The organism is Serratia sp. 22278 (assembly GCF_052045405.1).
GTDB lineage: Bacteria > Pseudomonadota > Gammaproteobacteria > Enterobacterales > Enterobacteriaceae > Serratia > Serratia marcescens.
The window spans coordinates 85,137-100,662 of sequence record NZ_JBQEOW010000005.1; the positions used below are offsets into that span (position 1 = coordinate 85,137).

Genomic DNA, 15,526 nt, shown 5'->3' on the forward strand with positions numbered 1-15,526 from the left:
AACAGCATGAAAAACGCAGAATTGAACCAACGCCGTCAGGACGCCACCCCGCGCGGAGTGGGCGTGATGTGTGGTTTTTACGCCGAGCGCGCAGAGAACGCCACGCTGTGGGATGTGGAAGGCAAAGAAGTGATCGACTTTGCTTCGGGGATCGCCGTGCTGAACACCGGTCACCGTCACCCGAAGGTGATCGCCGCGATTGAAAAGCAGCTGCAGGCCTTCACTCACACCGCCTATCAGATCGTTCCTTACGAAAGCTATGTCTCTCTGGCGGAGCGCATCAACCAGCGCGCGCCGATCGCCGGTCCGTGTAAAACCGCCTTCTTCACCACCGGCGCGGAAGCGGTGGAAAACGCGGTGAAGATCGCCCGCGCTTACACCGGCCGCCCGGGGTTGATCACCTTCGGCGGCGGTTTCCACGGCCGCACCTACATGACCATGGCGCTAACCGGCAAAGTGGCGCCTTACAAACTGGGCTTTGGCCCATTCCCCGGCTCGGTGTTCCACGGCCAGTACCCGAACGCGCTGTACGGCGTGACCACCGAAGACGCGATGAACAGCCTGGACCGCCTGTTTAAAGCGGATATCGATCCCAAGCAGGTGGCGGCGATCGTGCTGGAGCCGGTGCAGGGCGAGGGCGGCTTCAACGTGGCGCCGGCCGATTTCATGCAGGCGCTGCGCACGCTGTGCGACCAGCACGGCATTCTGCTGATCGCCGACGAAGTGCAGACCGGCTTCGCCCGCACCGGCAAGCTGTTCGCCATGGAACACTACAGCGTTAAGCCCGATTTGATCACCATGGCGAAAAGCCTGGCGGGCGGTATGCCGCTGTCGGCGGTGGCGGGCCGCGCCGAAGTGATGGACGCGCCGGCGCCGGGCGGGCTGGGCGGCACCTATGCCGGTAACCCGCTGGCGGTGGCCGCGGCGCACGCGGTGCTGGACGTGATCGACGAAGAGCAGCTGTGCCAGCGCGCCCAACGCCTCGGCCAACACCTGGTGGAAGTGCTCCAGCAGGCGCGCAAAACCAGCCCGGCGATCGCCGATGTGCGCGCGCAGGGGTCGATGGTGGCGGTGGAGTTCAACGATCCGGCTACCGGTAAACCTTCAGCCGATATCACCCGTCAGGTGCAGCAGAAGGCGATGGAGGAAGGGCTGCTGCTGCTGAGCTGCGGCGTGAACGGCAACGTGATCCGCTTCCTGTATCCGCTGACTATCCCGGACGATCAGTTCACCAAGGCGATGGGTATTCTGTCCCGCGCGCTGGCCCACTAAGGAGCGAACGGCATGAAATTGAACAATCCCGAGCTGTTGCGCAGCCAGTGTCTGATCAACGGCGAATGGTGCGACGCCCTGAGCGGCAAGCGCGAAGCGGTGATCAACCCGGCCACCGGCGCCGAACTGGCCAGCATTCCGCTGGTCAGCGAAGAGGAAACCCAACAGGCGATCGCGGCGGCGCAGCGGGCGCAAAACGACTGGAAACAGCTGACCGCCAAGCAGCGTTCCGCACTGCTGTTGGCCTGGGCTGATAAGGTGCTGGCCGCGCAGGAAGATCTGGCGCAGCTGATGACCGCCGAGCAGGGCAAATCGCTGGCGGAAGCGCGCGGCGAAGTGGCCTACGCCGCGTCGTTCATCACCTGGTTCGCCGAAGAGGCCAAGCGGGTGGACGGCGCGGTATTGCAGGCGCCGCAGGCTTCGCAGCGCCTGGTGGTGGTGAAGCAGCCGATCGGCGTGTGCGCGGCCATCACCCCGTGGAACTTCCCGGCGGCGATGATCACCCGCAAGGTGGCACCGGCGCTGGCGGCCGGTTGCGCCATCATCGTCAAACCGGCCGAGCAAACGCCGTTGACCGCGTTGGCGCTGGCCAAGCTGGCGCAGGACGCCGGCATTCCCGCCGGCGTGTTGCAGGTGGTGACTGGGGAAGCGGCGCAGGTGGGCAAGGTGTTGTGCGACAGCCCGGTGGTACGCAAGCTGAGCTTTACCGGTTCGACCGAGGTCGGCCGCATCCTGATGGCGCAGTGCGCGCCGAGCATCAAGAAACTGTCGCTGGAGCTGGGCGGCAATGCGCCGGTTATCGTGTTCGACGACGCCAATCTGGACGCGGCGGTGGCGGGCATCATGGCCTCCAAGTTCCGCAACAGCGGCCAGACCTGCGTGTGCGCCAACCGCATCTACGTGCAGGACGGCATCTACGAGCGGCTGGCGGAGAAGCTGGTGGCGGCGGTCGAGCAGTTGAAAGTCGGCGACGGCAGCCAGGAAGGCACCACTCAGGGGCCGCTGATCGACAGCGATGCGGTGGCGAAGGTGCAGAGCCACATCGACGACGCGCTGATCAAAGGGGCGCAGATCGCCACCGGCGGCCAGCCGCACGCGCTGGGCGGCACCTTCTTCCAGCCGACGGTGGTGACCGGCGTGACGCAGAAGATGCGCTTCGCCAAAGAAGAGACCTTCGGGCCGGTGGCGCCGTTGTTCCGCTTCCATGACGAGGCGGAAGCCATCGCCATGGCCAACGACACCGAATTCGGCCTGGCCGCCTACCTGTTCACGCAGAACGCCGCGCGCCAGTGGCGGGTGCCGGAAGCGTTGGAGTACGGCATGGTCGGCATCAACACCGGGCTGATTTCCAACGAAGTGGCGCCGTTCGGCGGCGTGAAACAGTCAGGGCTCGGGCGTGAAGGATCGCGCTACGGGATAGAAGAATATCTGGAGCTGAAATACCTGTGTATCGATGTGAGCCGTTGAGCGTCAGGACGTTAACCCATCCCGGCGGCCAGCGTCGCCGGGCGATAAAGGATGATGCATGTCTGATAATATCTCTGTTTCTCCGGCGCTTGCCGCCGGGGTGCGAGCACCTGCACCCGCCAAATCGTTAAGTTTCCTCGAAGGGGTGGCGATGATCGTCGGCACCAACATCGGCGCCGGCGTGCTCTCCATCGCCTACGCCTCCAGCAAGGCCGGCTTTCTGCCGCTGCTGTTTTGGCTGGTGCTGGTGGGGAGCCTGACCACCATCACCATGCTGTACGTTGCTGAATCTACGCTGCGCACCCGCGCGCATCTGCAGCTGAGCGGACTGGCGAAGCGCTACGTCGGCGGCCTGGGCGCCTGGCTGATGTTCGCTTCGGTGTGCGTCAACAGCGTCGGGGCGCTTACCGCCTACATGACCGGCAGCGGCAAGCTGCTGCAATCGCTGTTCGGCATCTCGCCGGCGCTGGGCAGCCTGCTGTTTTTCGTGCCCGCCGCCGGTGTGCTGTACCTCGGTTTGAAAGCGATCGGCCGCGGCGAGAAGTTCATCAGCATCGGCATGGTGGTAATGTTGACCGCGCTGGTGGCGGCGACGCTGCTGAAAGACACCACCCAGATGCGCAACCTGCTGGACGGCGACTGGCGCTATATGGTGCCGGTGTTCAACGTGGTGGTGTTCTGCTTTTCGGCGCAGTACATCGTGCCGGAGATGGCGCGCGGCTTCGCCGACAAGCCGGAACAACTGCCGAAGGCGATCATCGTCGGCATGGTCGTGACCTTCATTTTGCTGGCGGCGGTGCCGATGTCGGTGATTGCGCTCAGCGGGCTGGATGACATCTCCGATGTGGCCACCATTTCCTGGGGCCAGGCGCTGGGGCAGTGGGCGTTCTTCTCCGCCAACATCTTCGCGCTGTGCGCGATGCTGACCTCGTACTGGGGGTTGGGCGGCAGTTTTCTGACCAATATTTTCGACAAGTTTAGGCTGGGCAACGACGAGCTGCCGCTGCGCCGTTTCGGCGTGCTGCTGCTGGTGGTGGTGCCGCCGTTCGCGCTGGCTTACAGCGGGCTGGTGTCGTTCGTCAACGCGCTCTACTTCGCCGGGGTGTTCAGCGGGGTGATCCTGTCGATCATGCCGATGCTGATCTTGCGCGGCGCGCGCAAACACGGTGACCAGACCCCGCGCTGGCAGTGCAACTGGATCACGCACCCGCTGCTGCAGGTCAGCATTGTGTTGCTGTACCTGGCCAGCGCGGTGTACGCCATCGCTTCATTGTTAGGCTATCTGCCCTCTGGATGGTGATTTGCCTTCCCTCAAGCAGTAATGTTGTTTCTCGGCATTGAGAACGGCGGCGTCGTGGCCGCCGATTTTTTTCTCAGGCGCGCCGTTTTTCCGACAACGCCAACCAGGCCTGCACCGACGGGCGCTGCCACTGCTTGTGCGCATAGTGGCGCACGCGCTCCGGCACCGGATCGCCGTGCATCACCAGCCGGTTGAGCATCAGCGCCAGATCGGTGTCGGCGATGCACCACTCCCTGAACAGATTGTCCTGCCCGTGGCTCAGCAGCTTTTCCACGGCGGCGATCAGCTTGCGCGCGGCCTCCTGCGCGGCTTCGGACAGCGGCGGGAACTTGCCGTTGTTGAACACCACTTCGGTCGAACGCTCGGCGCGGATCGGCAGCAGATCGCTGCGCAGCCAGGCCTGGATCTCGCGTGCCTTGGCGCGCAGCTTCACGTCGCGCGGATACACGGCGTGGGCCGGGTGGATGTCTTCCAGGTATTCGGCGATCGCCGAAGACTCCGAGAGCTGGAACTCGCCGATCGCCAACGTCGGCACCCGGCGGGTGAGCGATAGCGCCGCGTAGGCCGCCTCTTTGTTCTCTTCTTTCGCCAGATCCACCGGCTTCACGGTGAACGGAATGCCTTTTTCCGTCAGCACGACAAAGGCGGACATGGCGTACGGGCTGAAAAATTCACTGTCGGTATAAAGCTCGGTGATCGGTTGAGACATCGGCGTTTCCTCGGGGTTAAGGGGGGAACATTCATCATTGTTGAGGGGAGGCTAAAAATCAATCTGTTAGCCTAAAAGTTCTTGGGCGGCGCGGTTTACGGCGCCGTGAGTTCCTTCAGGATGATGTGATATATTTGTTGCCAACACGTGAATTGAGCCGTATTGGGTAACATGAAGACGCAGTGGATAGAACGGGTGAAAGTGGGATGCGCGCGCCTGTGGCCGCACCCGCTGGCGGTGGGCAAACGAGAGATGCTGATTTCCAGCGTCGGCGCCGGTTTGGGGCTGATGCTCGCCGGCTGGATCAGCCACTTTATTTTGGGCGAGGTGAACCTGTGGTTTATCGCGCCGATGGGCGCTTCGGCGGTGCTGCTGTTCGGCGTGCCCAACAGCCCGTTGGCGCAGCCCTGGTCGATCGTCGGCGGCAATGCGCTGGCGGCGACGGTGGGCGTCAGCGCCGGTCTTCTGATCCCCGATCCCGGCCTGGCCTGCGGCGCGGCGGCGGCAGTGGCCATCGGCCTGATGTTCAAGCTGCGCTGCCTGCATCCACCCGGCGGCGCGGTGGCGCTGACCGCCATCCTCGGCGGCCCCGGCATTCACCAGATGGGCTACCACTTTGTGTTGTACCCGGTGCTGCTGAACTCGGTGCTGCTGGCGGCGCTGGCCATTCTGTTCAATAACCTGGCCGGGCGGCGCTACCCGCACGCGCTGGCGCCGGCGGAGGCCAAACCGGCCAATCTGCCGATCGATGCCGTTTCCATTACCCGCGCCGATCTGCACGAGGCGCTGATGGAGGGGGATCTGTTCGATATCGACGAGGACGATCTGCAGGAGATCCTGCTGCGCGCCGAGCAACTGGCGCATCAGCGGCAAAGCAAGATTGCCTGATCAGCCCAGCGTTTTGCGGTAAAACACCACCCGTTCCGTTTCGGCAAAGCCCAGCGCTGCATGCAGGCGTTGGGAGTCCAGGTTGGCGATGTCGGTATCCGACGCCAGCTCGCTGCACCCCTGTTGCTTCGCCCACTCCTGCACCTGCGCGATCAGGTGCGCGGCCCAGCCCTGTCGACGGGCGCATTCGACGGTGTAAATCCCTTCCAAAAACGCCACCGGCGACGATTCGCAGCCGTTGACGTAATCGTGGCGCAGCGCGACCTCGGCAAAGCCAACGAAAGCGCCGTCCAGCCCCCGGGCCATAAACGCGGTGTGATGCGGCGAAGCCAATATTTCGCGCATCTCCGCGCGGTGCTCTTCCAACGGACAAGTGGGCCACAGCGCTGAGCGCAGCGCCAGCCAGGCGTCGAGGTTGTCGTGGTCGCAGTTGACGATCATGCGGGGTCCTTTTGAGTCGGAATAAATCAGGCATGCCGAGAGGGAAGTGTGGCACGGCAGCGGGAAACAAAAAAGCCATTATGCCGAGGGGCGCCCTTCATTAGGATGAAAGGGGTGTTGATATTTTAAGCGAAGTTAGTATAGGGTACGGCTAGGGCGCTGATAAGGGATTGTTATGGATGCGAAAGCCGTAGCTCAAGGAATTCTTGAGGGAATAGAGTCTTTACCAAGGGGCATTGCCTATAGTGCTCGTAGGACATGGCAGGGAGCAGGGCTCGGCGGTCGAGAGCTTAAGCACCGCAATGAAATCGAAACGGAACGGTTCATCAAGGTCGTTCGTGCCGGCTATGGTATCGAAGCCCCGCTACGTGAGCTGATAGCGGTGATTATCCGTGACTGCTATCAGCGGATGGATCTGCAAACACAAACCGTGCTAAGCCAAAAATTAAACCATGTAGAGGGTTATCTTACAGGACGTATGGGGACGCAGTTCATTCTGGTTTAGCAAATCACACACCATATTTTGAAAAAGGTTATCGGCAGCACACTTTTCAAATGGGTATTCAAAGGTGTCACCATTGCTGGGCTAAACATCATTCTTTTACAAGGAATTATTGAACAGGCCGCCGTTTCTTCGCGTCGTTTGCGGGAACAATATCCCTCAACGTACCATAAGCTCACGCCACGAAATTTGGACATGATCTACTTTCTGGCGGAGGAGTATCTTGAACCCTTTGTTGCCTATACCAGCAAATCGAAAATGTTCTGTGAAGGTGTGAATCATGAGCTATCTAAAGTCTTGGGGCAGTAAGCTCGGTAAAGGATTGTCGCACCTTGTGGAAGCGATTTTGGGCGGGATATTTTCTGTCGCTGCGTTTGGCTCACTGTTCTGGTTCGACGAATGGTGGCAACGAATTCTGAGCGCGGCAATATTCCTGTTACTGGTGTTTGTCACTATTGCTTTGTGTAGCCTTGTGAGAGGCGACCGATAGCGGATAGATCAATCAAAAGCCAGCGGTTGGATTTTAACTAATGGTTAAGTGATGATGACTTCCTATCGTTAAGTAATAAAATCAATGAACTGGCTAAAATCCTTTCTTGTGAAGTTCGTTAAATTTGTTGGCCGACAAACTGCTGACTTGGCTGAGTCCATAGTCATTGGCCTGTTCTCTATAGCGGCATTTGTTGCCTTGTTCTGGTTTGATGAGTGGTGGAAATCTATCGCTGCGGCTGTCGCGATCTTCTTTGCCGGCTTCCTGGTAAGTCTGGCTATAGGCTGGTTAAGAAGGGAAAGATAGCTGAGAGTGTTGGCATACCGCCGCCATTTTGCCGCCACTGTGAGCAAGAAATAAAAAAGCCACTTCGAGAAAAGTGGCTTTTTTATATGATTTTAGAGCTAAAATTTGGTGGCCCCTGTTGGGTTTGAACCAACGACCAAGCGATTATGAGTCGCCTGCTCTAACCACTGAGCTAAGGGGCCAAGCCGCGAGATTATAGGGAATCCTTAAGCATCGGTCTACTGTTACCCGCCCGTATGTTGCTTTTCTGCGCAGTTCTAGCCTGTTGTAATTGCTGGCGGATTTTGCGATAACCGCAGTAAATCCCTGCAATGGACTCACGATACTCATGGAACTTCTGGCGCCCAATCTGCGGGTGGTGTTTTGCGGCATCAACCCCGGCCTCTCTTCCGCCCATCAGGGCTATCCTTTTGCCAACGGCAGCAACCGCTTCTGGAAGGTGATCCATCAGGCCGGCTTTACCGAGAGCCAGCTGGCGCCGGAGCAGTGGCAGCAGCTGAAGGACAACGGCTGCGGCATTACCGCGCTGGTGGCGCGCCCGACGGTGGCGGCCAGCGAGCTGTCGCGCGACGAGTTGCGCAGCGGCGGTGAGGCGCTGCAAGAGAAGATCCTGCGCTATCAGCCGCGCGCGCTGGCGATCTTGGGCAAGCAGGCGTTCACCACCGCCTTCGGGGTGAAAAACGCGCCCTGGGGCAAGCAGACGATGATGCTGGGAGAAACCGAGGTCTGGGTATTGCCCAACCCCAGCGGATTGAATCGCGCCACGCTGGAACAACTGACCGCCAGCTATCGCGAGCTGTTCCTGGCGCTGCAATGAGATAAGGGGAGTGTGCGATGACATCGATGATGAAAGGCTGTTTGATGGCGCTGCTGTTGGTGACCGGCGCCGCACAGGCGGGGCATTCGCCACAGGAAGCGCGCAACAAGCAGAACGTGCTGGAGTTTTATCGGCAGGGGCTGAACAACAAGGATTTTGCGGCGGCGCGGCCGTTTTTGGGCGAACAATACAAACAGCATAACCCCAATGCCAAAGACGGCGTGGCGGGTTTTCGTCAATTTGTCGAGCTGCTGAAAACGCGCTACCCCAACTCGCACAGTGAAGTTAAACAGGCGTTCGTCGACGGCGACTTCGTGATTTTGCATGTGGAAGTCAGCGGGCGCGAGGCCGGTAAAACCGCGGCGATCGTCGATATCTTCCGTCTGGACAGCGCCGGAAAGATCGTTGAACACTGGGACGTGACGCAGCCGGTGCCGGAGAAAACTGCCAGCGGCAACGGCATGTTCTGAGGCATAAAAAAACCCCGGCAGGCCGGGGTTTTTGTTTTGGGTGCGGCAGCCGGACTTAGTCGTCCAGGAAGCTGCGCAGCACTTCGGAGCGGCTAGGGTGACGCAGCTTGCGCAGCGCCTTGGCTTCGATCTGACGAATACGCTCACGGGTAACGTCAAACTGCTTGCCAACCTCTTCCAGCGTGTGGTCGGTGTTCATGTCGATGCCGAAACGCATGCGCAGCACTTTCGCTTCGCGCGCGGTCAGGCCGGCCAGCACGTCGTGAGTGGCGGAACGCAGGCTTTCCGAGGTCGCGGAATCCAGCGGCAGTTCGAGGGTGGTATCCTCGATGAAGTCGCCCAGATGCGAATCTTCGTCGTCGCCGATCGGCGTTTCCATCGAGATTGGCTCTTTGGCGATCTTCAGCACTTTGCGGATCTTGTCTTCCGGCATCAGCATGCGCTCGGCCAGCTCTTCCGGCGTCGGCTCGCGGCCCATCTCTTGCAGCATCTGGCGCGAAATACGGTTGAGCTTGTTGATGGTCTCAATCATATGCACCGGAATACGGATGGTGCGCGCCTGGTCGGCGATGGAGCGGGTGATAGCCTGACGGATCCACCAGGTGGCGTACGTCGAGAACTTGTAGCCGCGGCGGTATTCGAACTTGTCTACCGCTTTCATCAGGCCGATGTTGCCTTCCTGGATCAGATCCAGGAACTGCAGGCCGCGGTTGGTGTATTTCTTGGCGATAGAAATAACCAGACGCAGGTTGGCCTCAACCATCTCTTTCTTCGCACGGCGGGCTTTCGCTTCACCGATCGACATGCGACGGTTGATGTCTTTGACCTGCTCGATGGTCAGGCCGGTCTCTTCTTCGATCTGACGCAGTTTCTGCAGGCTGCGCTGCACGTCTTCAGCAACGTCTTTCAGCTTTTCCGACCATGGCTTGGCCATCGCCAGCGCGGCTTCAAACCAGGAATCGCTGGTTTCGTTGCCGGCGAACAGGGTGACGAAGTTTTTCTTCGGCATTTTGCACTGTTCAACGCACAGCTTCATGATGATGCGTTCCTGGGTGCGAACGCGGTCCATCATGGTGCGCATGCTGTTGACCAGGAAGTCGAACTGTTTCGGCACCAGGCGGAACTGCTTGAACACTTCAGACAGCTTCAGGATCTCGTCCGCGGCGCTGGCGTGGCTGCGGCCGTTTTTCTTGATCACCAAACGCGTCGCTTCATACTGATCGCGCAACTCGGCGAACTTCTGACGCGCCAGCTCAGGATCGATGCTGTTATCGTCTTCGGTGTCGTCGTCTTCGTCGTCTTCATCTTCTTCGTCGTCGTCTTGCTCTTCGCTCGACAGTTCAGAACCGATGTGGGTCGCGGTGGGGGCGATGTCCTCTTCCGCGTTAGGATCGACGAAGCCGGTGATCAGATCGGACAGGCGCGCTTCACCCGCTTCGACGCGATCGTACTGCTCAAGCAGGTAGGTGATGGCTTCCGGGTATTCGGCAACCGAGCACTGTACCTGGTTGATGCCGTCTTCGATGCGCTTGGCGATGTCGATTTCGCCTTCGCGCGTCAGCAGTTCGACGGTGCCCATTTCGCGCATGTACATGCGCACCGGGTCGGTGGTGCGGCCGATTTCGGATTCCACGCTGGACAGAACCTGTGCGGCGGCTTCTTCCGCATCTTCGTCCGTGCTGTTCGAGTTTTCGGCGAGCAGCAGGTCATCGGCGTCCGGTGCTTCTTCCATCACCTGGATGCCCATGTCGTTAATCATCTGGATGATGTCTTCGATCTGATCGGAGTCGACGATATCTTCCGGCAGATGGTCATTGACCTCAGCATAGGTCAGATAGCCTTGCTCCTTACCACGGGTGACAAGTAGCTTCAGCTGTGACTGCGGGTTTTGCTCCATAAGACGGTATCCACACTTCAGAGTATTTAGGTTGGTGTCGGTCGGCGAAACCGCCAACAATAGCATTTGGGGCGTTTTCGTTATCGCCGCGGCCCACTATGGCGGCACTGTGCAGGGCTCTGCCCTCGCAATTATCGGCACTTAAGCCGTTTGGTATTCAGTTTTTCTTCGCTAAAACCTGGTTGAGAGAACGGACTTCTTCACGTTCCTCCGCGCTCAGACCGCGCGTTCTGGCCTGGGCGATCAGCGTTTCCAGCCGTTGCTCGAGCACCGAGTCGTACAGGCTGGCCAACGTATCCAAAAAGGTCTGTTCGACCATGTCCTCAACGATCATATGGTTCCATGTCGCCAAGGTTTCAAGCTGCTGGCTGAATTTGTTGTCGCGATACAGCTCCAGCAATTGCCCGGTCGTCAGGCCCGGCTGCGCCAAACAGGTCTGCACCAGTTCGACGAACAGCGGCAATCCCGCCTGTTTGGTCTGCTCCAACCCTTCCAGCGAAGGGATAAGTGTAGCCAACTGCGGATTTTGCACCAGTAACCCTATCAGTATACGCATGGTTGTGCGTTTTAGCTGGGGCGCCTGATAAGGATTCGCATTTTCAGCCTGCTTGGGCATCAGCTTGTCGAGCTGGCTGTCGTCCAGCAGCCCCAGCTTGTTGCCGAGCTCCTGGCGCAGGTACAAGCGCAACGTTTCGCCCGGCACCTGAGTAATCAGCGGCAGCGCCAGCGTGCTCAGCTTGGCGCGCCCGTCCGGGCTGCTCAGATCCACCTGCGGCAGCAGGCTTTCGAACAGGAACGTGGACAGCGGCTGCGCCTGCTCCATTCGTTGTTCGAAGGCTTCTTTGCCTTCCTTGCGCACCAGCGTGTCCGGATCTTCGCCGTCGGGCAAAAACATGAACCGCAGCTGGCGCCCGTCGTTCAGGTATGGCAGCGCGGTTTCCAGCGCCCGCCAGGCCGCTTCGCGGCCGGCGCGGTCGCCGTCGTAACAGCAGACGACGTTGTCGGTAGCGCGGAACAACAGCTGAATGTGTTCCGCCGTCGTCGAGGTGCCGAGCGAGGCGACGGCATAGTCGATGCCGAATTGCGCCAACGCCACCACGTCCATATACCCTTCCACCACCAGCAGCCGCTGCAGGTTAGGGTGGTTCTGCTGTGCTTCATACAGGCCGTACAGCTGGCGGCCCTTATGGAAAACTTCGGTTTCCGGCGAGTTCAGGTACTTCGGCATACCGTCGCCCAGGACGCGGCCGCCGAAGGCGATCACGCGCCCGCGCTTGTCGCGGATGGGGAACATCACCCGTTCGCGGAAACGGTCGTACGAACGCCCCTGATCGTTAGTCACCAGCATGCCGGCATCGTTCAATGCGCGGCGCGAGTCGGCGTCGCGGCCGAAACGCTTCAGGGCGTTGTCCCATCCCGCCGGCGCGAAGCCGATGGCGAAATGGCGAATAACGTCGTCACTCAATCCGCGCTGCTGCAAATAGCTGCGCGCCGGCGCCCCGGAGGACTGCTGCAGTGACTGTTGATAGAACGCGCTGAGCTGTTCCATCAGTTGGTACAGGCTCTGGCGCTGATGGCGCTCGATCTGGGTTGGCCCGGTGCCCGCTTCGTAAGGCACTTCCAGCCCGTGCATGGTCGCCAGTTCTTCGATGGTTTCGACAAACTCGAGTCGGTCGTAATTCATCAAAAAGTCGACGGCGTTGCCGTGCGCACCACACCCAAAACAGTGATAAAACTGCTTTTCGCCATTAACGGTAAAGGAAGGCGTCTTTTCGTGGTGGAACGGACAGCACGCGTGATAGTTCTTGCCTTGCTTCTTGAGCTTCACGCGGGCGTCGATCAAATCGACGATGTCGGTGCGAGCCAGCAAGTCATTGATAAATACGCGCGGAATTCGTCCAGCCATAAGCCCTTACTTCATTAGCCTATAAACGAGAACAAGCCGCGCATTCCTTTCGGAAAGCACGGCCTTCGTATGCAACTACTCGGTCTGCGCGATTTTGAAAATCAGAAATTCACGCGGTGGGGTTGCCCCCGAAGAATTAATACAGACGAGTGCGGCGTGCGTTTTCGCGAGCCAGTTTCTTCGCGTGACGTTTCACAGCAGAAGCTTTAGCGCGTTTACGTTCGGTAGTTGGTTTTTCATAAAACTCACGACGACGAACTTCAGCTAAAACACCCGCTTTTTCGCAAGAGCGTTTGAAACGACGCAGAGCAACGTCAAATGGCTCGTTTTCACGTACTTTAATTACCGGCATGTGCCTCTCACCTCAATAAAATTCGGTTTGCTGCTGGCCAAGCGCCAGCCTTTTCAAAATGGTGCGGAATTTTACTCCAATGGATGCTGCTTTGTAAAGCATCACAGCAAATTGAAACCCGCGTCGCTCTGCCGCAACGTGCGCAATTTTGCACCGGGCGCTGATTATAGACTAATCAGAAAAAAATGCTCGTGTTTAATCGCTCGGGCATTTTCTGGATGAATCATCGACATAGGCGCAAGCCGGTGACAAGATGCGCCGCATCGGCGGTAAATGCGGCGGAATGTGGTAGACTGGCGGCCGCACGTGAATGATGGGAAATGTAATGCGAGTACTGGGTATAGAAACGTCCTGCGATGAAACCGGAATTGCAGTGTATGACGATCAAACCGGTTTGTTGGCCAACCAATTATACAGCCAGGTGAAGCTGCACGCCGACTACGGCGGCGTAGTGCCGGAACTGGCCTCCCGCGATCACGTGCGCAAAACCGTGCCGCTGATTCAGGCGGCGCTGAAAGAGGCCAGTCTGACCCCGGCCGATATCGACGGCGTGGCTTACACCGCCGGGCCGGGCCTGGTGGGGGCGCTGCTGGTCGGCGCTACCGTGGGGCGTGCGCTGGCGTTCGCCTGGAACGTGCCGGCGGTGCCGGTGCACCACATGGAAGGCCACCTGCTGGCGCCGATGCTGGAAGATAACCCGCCGGCGTTCCCGTTCGTCGCGCTGCTGGTCTCCGGCGGCCACACTCAGTTGATCAGCGTCACCGGCATCGGTGAATATGAACTGCTGGGCGAGTCGATCGACGATGCCGCCGGCGAAGCGTTCGACAAAACCGCCAAGCTGCTCGGCCTGGATTATCCCGGCGGGCCGATGCTGTCGAAGATGGCGCAGCAGGGCACGGCGGGGCGTTTTACCTTTCCGCGGCCGATGACCGATCGTCCGGGGTTGGACTTCAGCTTCTCCGGGCTGAAAACCTTTGCCGCCAACACCATTCGCTCCAACGGCAACGACGATCAGACGCGTGCCGACATCGCCCGCGCCTTCGAGGATGCGGTGGTGGATACGCTGGCGATAAAATGCAAACGCGCGTTGGATCAGACCGGCTTCAAACGCCTGGTGATGGCCGGTGGCGTGAGCGCCAACCGCACGCTGCGCGCCAAACTGGCGGAGATGATGCACAAGCGCGGCGGGGAAGTGTTCTATGCCCGCCCGGAATTTTGCACCGACAACGGCGCGATGATCGCCTATGCCGGCATGGTGCGGCTGAAGAGCGGCGCCAACCCGGAGCTGAGCGTTTCGGTGCGGCCGCGCTGGCCGCTGGCGGAATTGCCTGCGGTTATATAATCATCAAGGCTAAAAACGAGAAAACCCGCCATGTAATGGCGGGTTATCCCGAATGTTTTCGGCTTATTAGGCGGAACTGTCTCCCCTAAATGCCTATCAATGTGTACCGAATTGCGGTACACAGCAAATCTACCTTGAGTTAGGCACTATGTCAACACCACTTTTGCTTTGCGACATGGTGCATATTTATGATAACGAAAGGAACAATCTGTAAGATATTGTGTATTATGTTGGTAACAACATGATAACAATATAAAAGTGGTAAGTAATGACTCTTCAGCGGATTACAAGCTCCATATCAGATAAACGATTGGCGACATATCAACGCTGTTTCGCTACTACGGACATGGCGGAGTGTCTAGGTTTATACATTTGGAATAAGCGAGTTTGTGCTGAGTTTCTTCCGGTATTACAAATACTTGAGGTTTCTCTGCGTAACGCTATTTGTTCTGGATATGAAACGATGACTCGACAACAGCTCATTGAGTCAGGCAAGGCTTTAGATGAAGTTGAAGGTTTGCTTGATCCATTATGGTTCAAGACGTTTTATGAGGCATCAGCAGAACCTCAATACGAAGAAACGAAGAAGGCGTTAGGAACAGCAGAAAGAAAGCTTCAAAATAGTGGGTTGGAAGTGACCGCAGATAACATTATTCCACAGCTATCATTTGGTGTATGGAATCATATATGCCAGTCGCATCTTGAAACTGATGCGGCATCTCTCCGGTTATGGCCAAAAATGATCCCATACTCTTTTCCTGGTCGCAGGATTAGTCATGGTGAAATTGCTCGCATTCTAAGGACTGTAAACAAGATGCGTAATCGAATTGCTCACCATGAGCCCCTATGGTTTTCAAAGGATTTGTATGGCATCGAGTCTTACCTTAACAAAGTTATTGATTTTTATTATGATTGTCTACGGCTGATTGAGGCGATAAACCCATCTAATTTGAAGTCACTCGAACTTGTTGGTAGCCATCATGCCTTAACCAACTTATTAATGGTTCAATCTATTGAGCAGTTTAGGGGGATCGCGTCAAATCTTACCACTGTTCCTGCGATAGATGTTGATGCATGGCACCAGCAAGCATTCTGTAAAACTCGTATTGAAGGCGCTATTATTTTTATAAATCAGCGTGTTGTTGTTCTTAAACCACTTAGATGTGCTTTTACAGAAACATTCGTTATTGATAGAAATGAGGATATTATCAAAAACAAGTTGGACACTCTTCGGAAGGGAATGATAGTCACATTTATTCCAAAAAGATATAAGAACACAAGGTTAGCTACAAGGATTTTGGCTAATTGAGCTTCGTTATTAAGTAGGATTAACTGTTTTTCTATTCTACTTCTATCTTAAACAGACT

The 15,526-nt window shown here is 57.9% G+C and carries 16 protein-coding genes and 1 tRNA gene; 11 read left to right on the forward strand and 6 right to left on the reverse strand.

Annotation, left to right across the window (positions count from 1 at the left end; translation table 11 throughout):
- The first annotated feature begins 6 nt into the window (after nt 1–6).
- From ACTJJ6_RS12070 to ACTJJ6_RS12080, 3 genes are read left to right on the forward strand one after another with little or no spacing between them, the layout of a single operon-like run.
- The gene (locus ACTJJ6_RS12070; RefSeq protein WP_049189084.1) at nt 7–1,272 is read left to right on the forward strand and encodes a 4-aminobutyrate--2-oxoglutarate transaminase; all 1,266 of its coding nucleotides are present in this window, start codon (nt 7–9) and stop codon (nt 1,270–1,272) included.
- A gap of 12 nt (nt 1,273–1,284) precedes the next feature.
- The gene (locus tag ACTJJ6_RS12075) at nt 1,285–2,739 is read left to right on the forward strand and encodes an NAD-dependent succinate-semialdehyde dehydrogenase (RefSeq protein ID WP_004937166.1); all 1,455 of its coding nucleotides are present in this window, start codon (nt 1,285–1,287) and stop codon (nt 2,737–2,739) included.
- 58 nt (nt 2,740–2,797) lie between these two features.
- Nucleotides 2,798–4,039, forward strand: a complete 1,242-nt coding sequence (locus ACTJJ6_RS12080; RefSeq protein ID WP_028127589.1) for an aromatic amino acid transport family protein — start codon at nt 2,798–2,800, stop codon at nt 4,037–4,039.
- Between the two features lie 73 nt (nt 4,040–4,112).
- Here ACTJJ6_RS12080 and yfcF read toward each other — a convergent pair whose 3' ends face one another.
- Entirely contained in the window at nt 4,113–4,748 is a 636-nt protein-coding gene (gene yfcF / locus ACTJJ6_RS12085) for a glutathione transferase (protein WP_004937171.1), read from the reverse strand.
- Nucleotides 4,749–4,919: 171 nt separating this feature from the next.
- Here yfcF and ACTJJ6_RS12090 point away from each other — a divergent pair, with 171 nt between their 5' ends.
- On the forward strand, nt 4,920–5,636 hold the full coding sequence (locus ACTJJ6_RS12090) for an HPP family protein (RefSeq protein WP_016930165.1): 717 nt from the start codon (nt 4,920–4,922) through the stop codon (nt 5,634–5,636).
- Here ACTJJ6_RS12090 and ACTJJ6_RS12095 read toward each other — a convergent pair whose 3' ends face one another.
- On the reverse strand, nt 5,637–6,077 hold the full coding sequence (locus tag ACTJJ6_RS12095) for an aminoglycoside N-acetyltransferase AAC(6')-Ial (protein WP_016930164.1): 441 nt from the start codon (nt 6,075–6,077) through the stop codon (nt 5,637–5,639).
- Between the two features lie 175 nt (nt 6,078–6,252).
- On the opposite strand from ACTJJ6_RS12095, the gene ACTJJ6_RS12100 reads away from it, so the two are divergent.
- The 3 genes from ACTJJ6_RS12100 (at nt 6,253) to ACTJJ6_RS12110 (ending at nt 7,375) form a co-directional block, all read left to right on the forward strand.
- Nucleotides 6,253–6,582, forward strand: a complete 330-nt coding sequence (locus ACTJJ6_RS12100) for a hypothetical protein (protein ID WP_440803695.1) — start codon at nt 6,253–6,255, stop codon at nt 6,580–6,582.
- Between the two features lie 18 nt (nt 6,583–6,600).
- Nucleotides 6,601–6,888 (forward strand): hypothetical protein, encoded by a 288-nt coding sequence (locus ACTJJ6_RS12105; protein WP_164052767.1) that lies wholly within the window; start codon nt 6,601–6,603, stop codon nt 6,886–6,888.
- Between the two features lie 265 nt (nt 6,889–7,153).
- A complete protein-coding gene (locus tag ACTJJ6_RS12110) occupies nt 7,154–7,375 on the forward strand; it encodes a hypothetical protein (protein WP_164052765.1) in 222 nt (73 codons plus the stop codon).
- 106 nt (nt 7,376–7,481) lie between these two features.
- Here the strand turns inward: ACTJJ6_RS12110 and ACTJJ6_RS12115 are convergent.
- Nucleotides 7,482–7,557, reverse strand: a tRNA-Ile gene (locus tag ACTJJ6_RS12115).
- 146 nt (nt 7,558–7,703) lie between these two features.
- Here ACTJJ6_RS12115 and mug point away from each other — a divergent pair.
- Complete coding sequence (gene mug, locus ACTJJ6_RS12120) at nt 7,704–8,192, forward strand: G/U mismatch-specific DNA glycosylase (protein WP_016930160.1); 489 nt, start codon at nt 7,704–7,706, stop codon at nt 8,190–8,192.
- Between the two features lie 17 nt (nt 8,193–8,209).
- Nucleotides 8,210–8,662, forward strand: coding sequence for a nuclear transport factor 2 family protein (locus ACTJJ6_RS12125; protein ID WP_079451628.1), 453 nt, complete (start codon nt 8,210–8,212; stop codon nt 8,660–8,662).
- Between the two features lie 55 nt (nt 8,663–8,717).
- Here ACTJJ6_RS12125 and rpoD read toward each other — a convergent pair whose 3' ends face one another.
- The 3 genes from rpoD to rpsU form a co-directional block, all read right to left on the reverse strand.
- Nucleotides 8,718–10,559 (reverse strand): RNA polymerase sigma factor RpoD, encoded by a 1,842-nt coding sequence (gene rpoD, locus ACTJJ6_RS12130; RefSeq protein WP_004937194.1) that lies wholly within the window; start codon nt 10,557–10,559, stop codon nt 8,718–8,720.
- A 157-nt stretch (nt 10,560–10,716) separates the two neighbouring features.
- Complete coding sequence (gene dnaG / locus ACTJJ6_RS12135) at nt 10,717–12,465, reverse strand: DNA primase (protein ID WP_016930158.1); 1,749 nt, start codon at nt 12,463–12,465, stop codon at nt 10,717–10,719.
- Between the two features lie 136 nt (nt 12,466–12,601).
- Nucleotides 12,602–12,817, reverse strand: a complete 216-nt coding sequence (gene rpsU / locus ACTJJ6_RS12140) for a 30S ribosomal protein S21 (RefSeq protein ID WP_001144069.1) — start codon at nt 12,815–12,817, stop codon at nt 12,602–12,604.
- Between the two features lie 325 nt (nt 12,818–13,142).
- On the opposite strand from rpsU, the gene tsaD reads away from it, so the two are divergent.
- Nucleotides 13,143–14,159 carry a tRNA (adenosine(37)-N6)-threonylcarbamoyltransferase complex transferase subunit TsaD gene (tsaD, locus tag ACTJJ6_RS12145; protein WP_440803688.1) on the forward strand — a complete coding sequence of 339 codons (1,017 nt, stop codon included), beginning with the start codon at nt 13,143–13,145 and terminating at the stop codon, nt 14,157–14,159.
- 268 nt (nt 14,160–14,427) lie between these two features.
- The gene (locus tag ACTJJ6_RS12150; RefSeq protein WP_197798899.1) at nt 14,428–15,468 is read left to right on the forward strand and encodes an Abi family protein; all 1,041 of its coding nucleotides are present in this window, start codon (nt 14,428–14,430) and stop codon (nt 15,466–15,468) included.
- The last annotated feature ends 58 nt before the right edge of the window (nt 15,469–15,526 follow it).

Excerpts from the sequence above, each read along its gene's own strand:
- ACTJJ6_RS12150 (WP_197798899.1), top strand. The coding sequence starts at position 14,428 with ATGACTCTTCAGCGGATTACAAGCTCCATATCAGATAAACGATTGGCG.
- rpoD (WP_004937194.1), bottom strand. The coding sequence starts at position 10,559 with ATGGAGCAAAACCCGCAGTCACAGCTGAAGCTACTTGTCACCCGTGGT.
- tsaD (WP_440803688.1), top strand. The coding sequence starts at position 13,143 with ATGCGAGTACTGGGTATAGAAACGTCCTGCGATGAAACCGGAATTGCA.
- dnaG (WP_016930158.1), bottom strand. The coding sequence starts at position 12,465 with ATGGCTGGACGAATTCCGCGCGTATTTATCAATGACTTGCTGGCTCGC.
- yfcF (WP_004937171.1), bottom strand. The coding sequence starts at position 4,748 with ATGTCTCAACCGATCACCGAGCTTTATACCGACAGTGAATTTTTCAGC.
- ACTJJ6_RS12110 (WP_164052765.1), top strand. The coding sequence starts at position 7,154 with ATGAACTGGCTAAAATCCTTTCTTGTGAAGTTCGTTAAATTTGTTGGC.
- ACTJJ6_RS12090 (WP_016930165.1), top strand. The coding sequence starts at position 4,920 with ATGAAGACGCAGTGGATAGAACGGGTGAAAGTGGGATGCGCGCGCCTG.
- ACTJJ6_RS12095 (WP_016930164.1), bottom strand. The coding sequence starts at position 6,077 with ATGATCGTCAACTGCGACCACGACAACCTCGACGCCTGGCTGGCGCTG.
- ACTJJ6_RS12075 (WP_004937166.1), top strand. The coding sequence starts at position 1,285 with ATGAAATTGAACAATCCCGAGCTGTTGCGCAGCCAGTGTCTGATCAAC.
- ACTJJ6_RS12070 (WP_049189084.1), top strand. The coding sequence starts at position 7 with ATGAAAAACGCAGAATTGAACCAACGCCGTCAGGACGCCACCCCGCGC.
- ACTJJ6_RS12080 (WP_028127589.1), top strand. The coding sequence starts at position 2,798 with ATGTCTGATAATATCTCTGTTTCTCCGGCGCTTGCCGCCGGGGTGCGA.
- rpsU (WP_001144069.1), bottom strand. The coding sequence starts at position 12,817 with ATGCCGGTAATTAAAGTACGTGAAAACGAGCCATTTGACGTTGCTCTG.
- mug (WP_016930160.1), top strand. The coding sequence starts at position 7,704 with ATGGAACTTCTGGCGCCCAATCTGCGGGTGGTGTTTTGCGGCATCAAC.
- ACTJJ6_RS12100 (WP_440803695.1), top strand. The coding sequence starts at position 6,253 with ATGGATGCGAAAGCCGTAGCTCAAGGAATTCTTGAGGGAATAGAGTCT.
- ACTJJ6_RS12125 (WP_079451628.1), top strand. The coding sequence starts at position 8,210 with ATGACATCGATGATGAAAGGCTGTTTGATGGCGCTGCTGTTGGTGACC.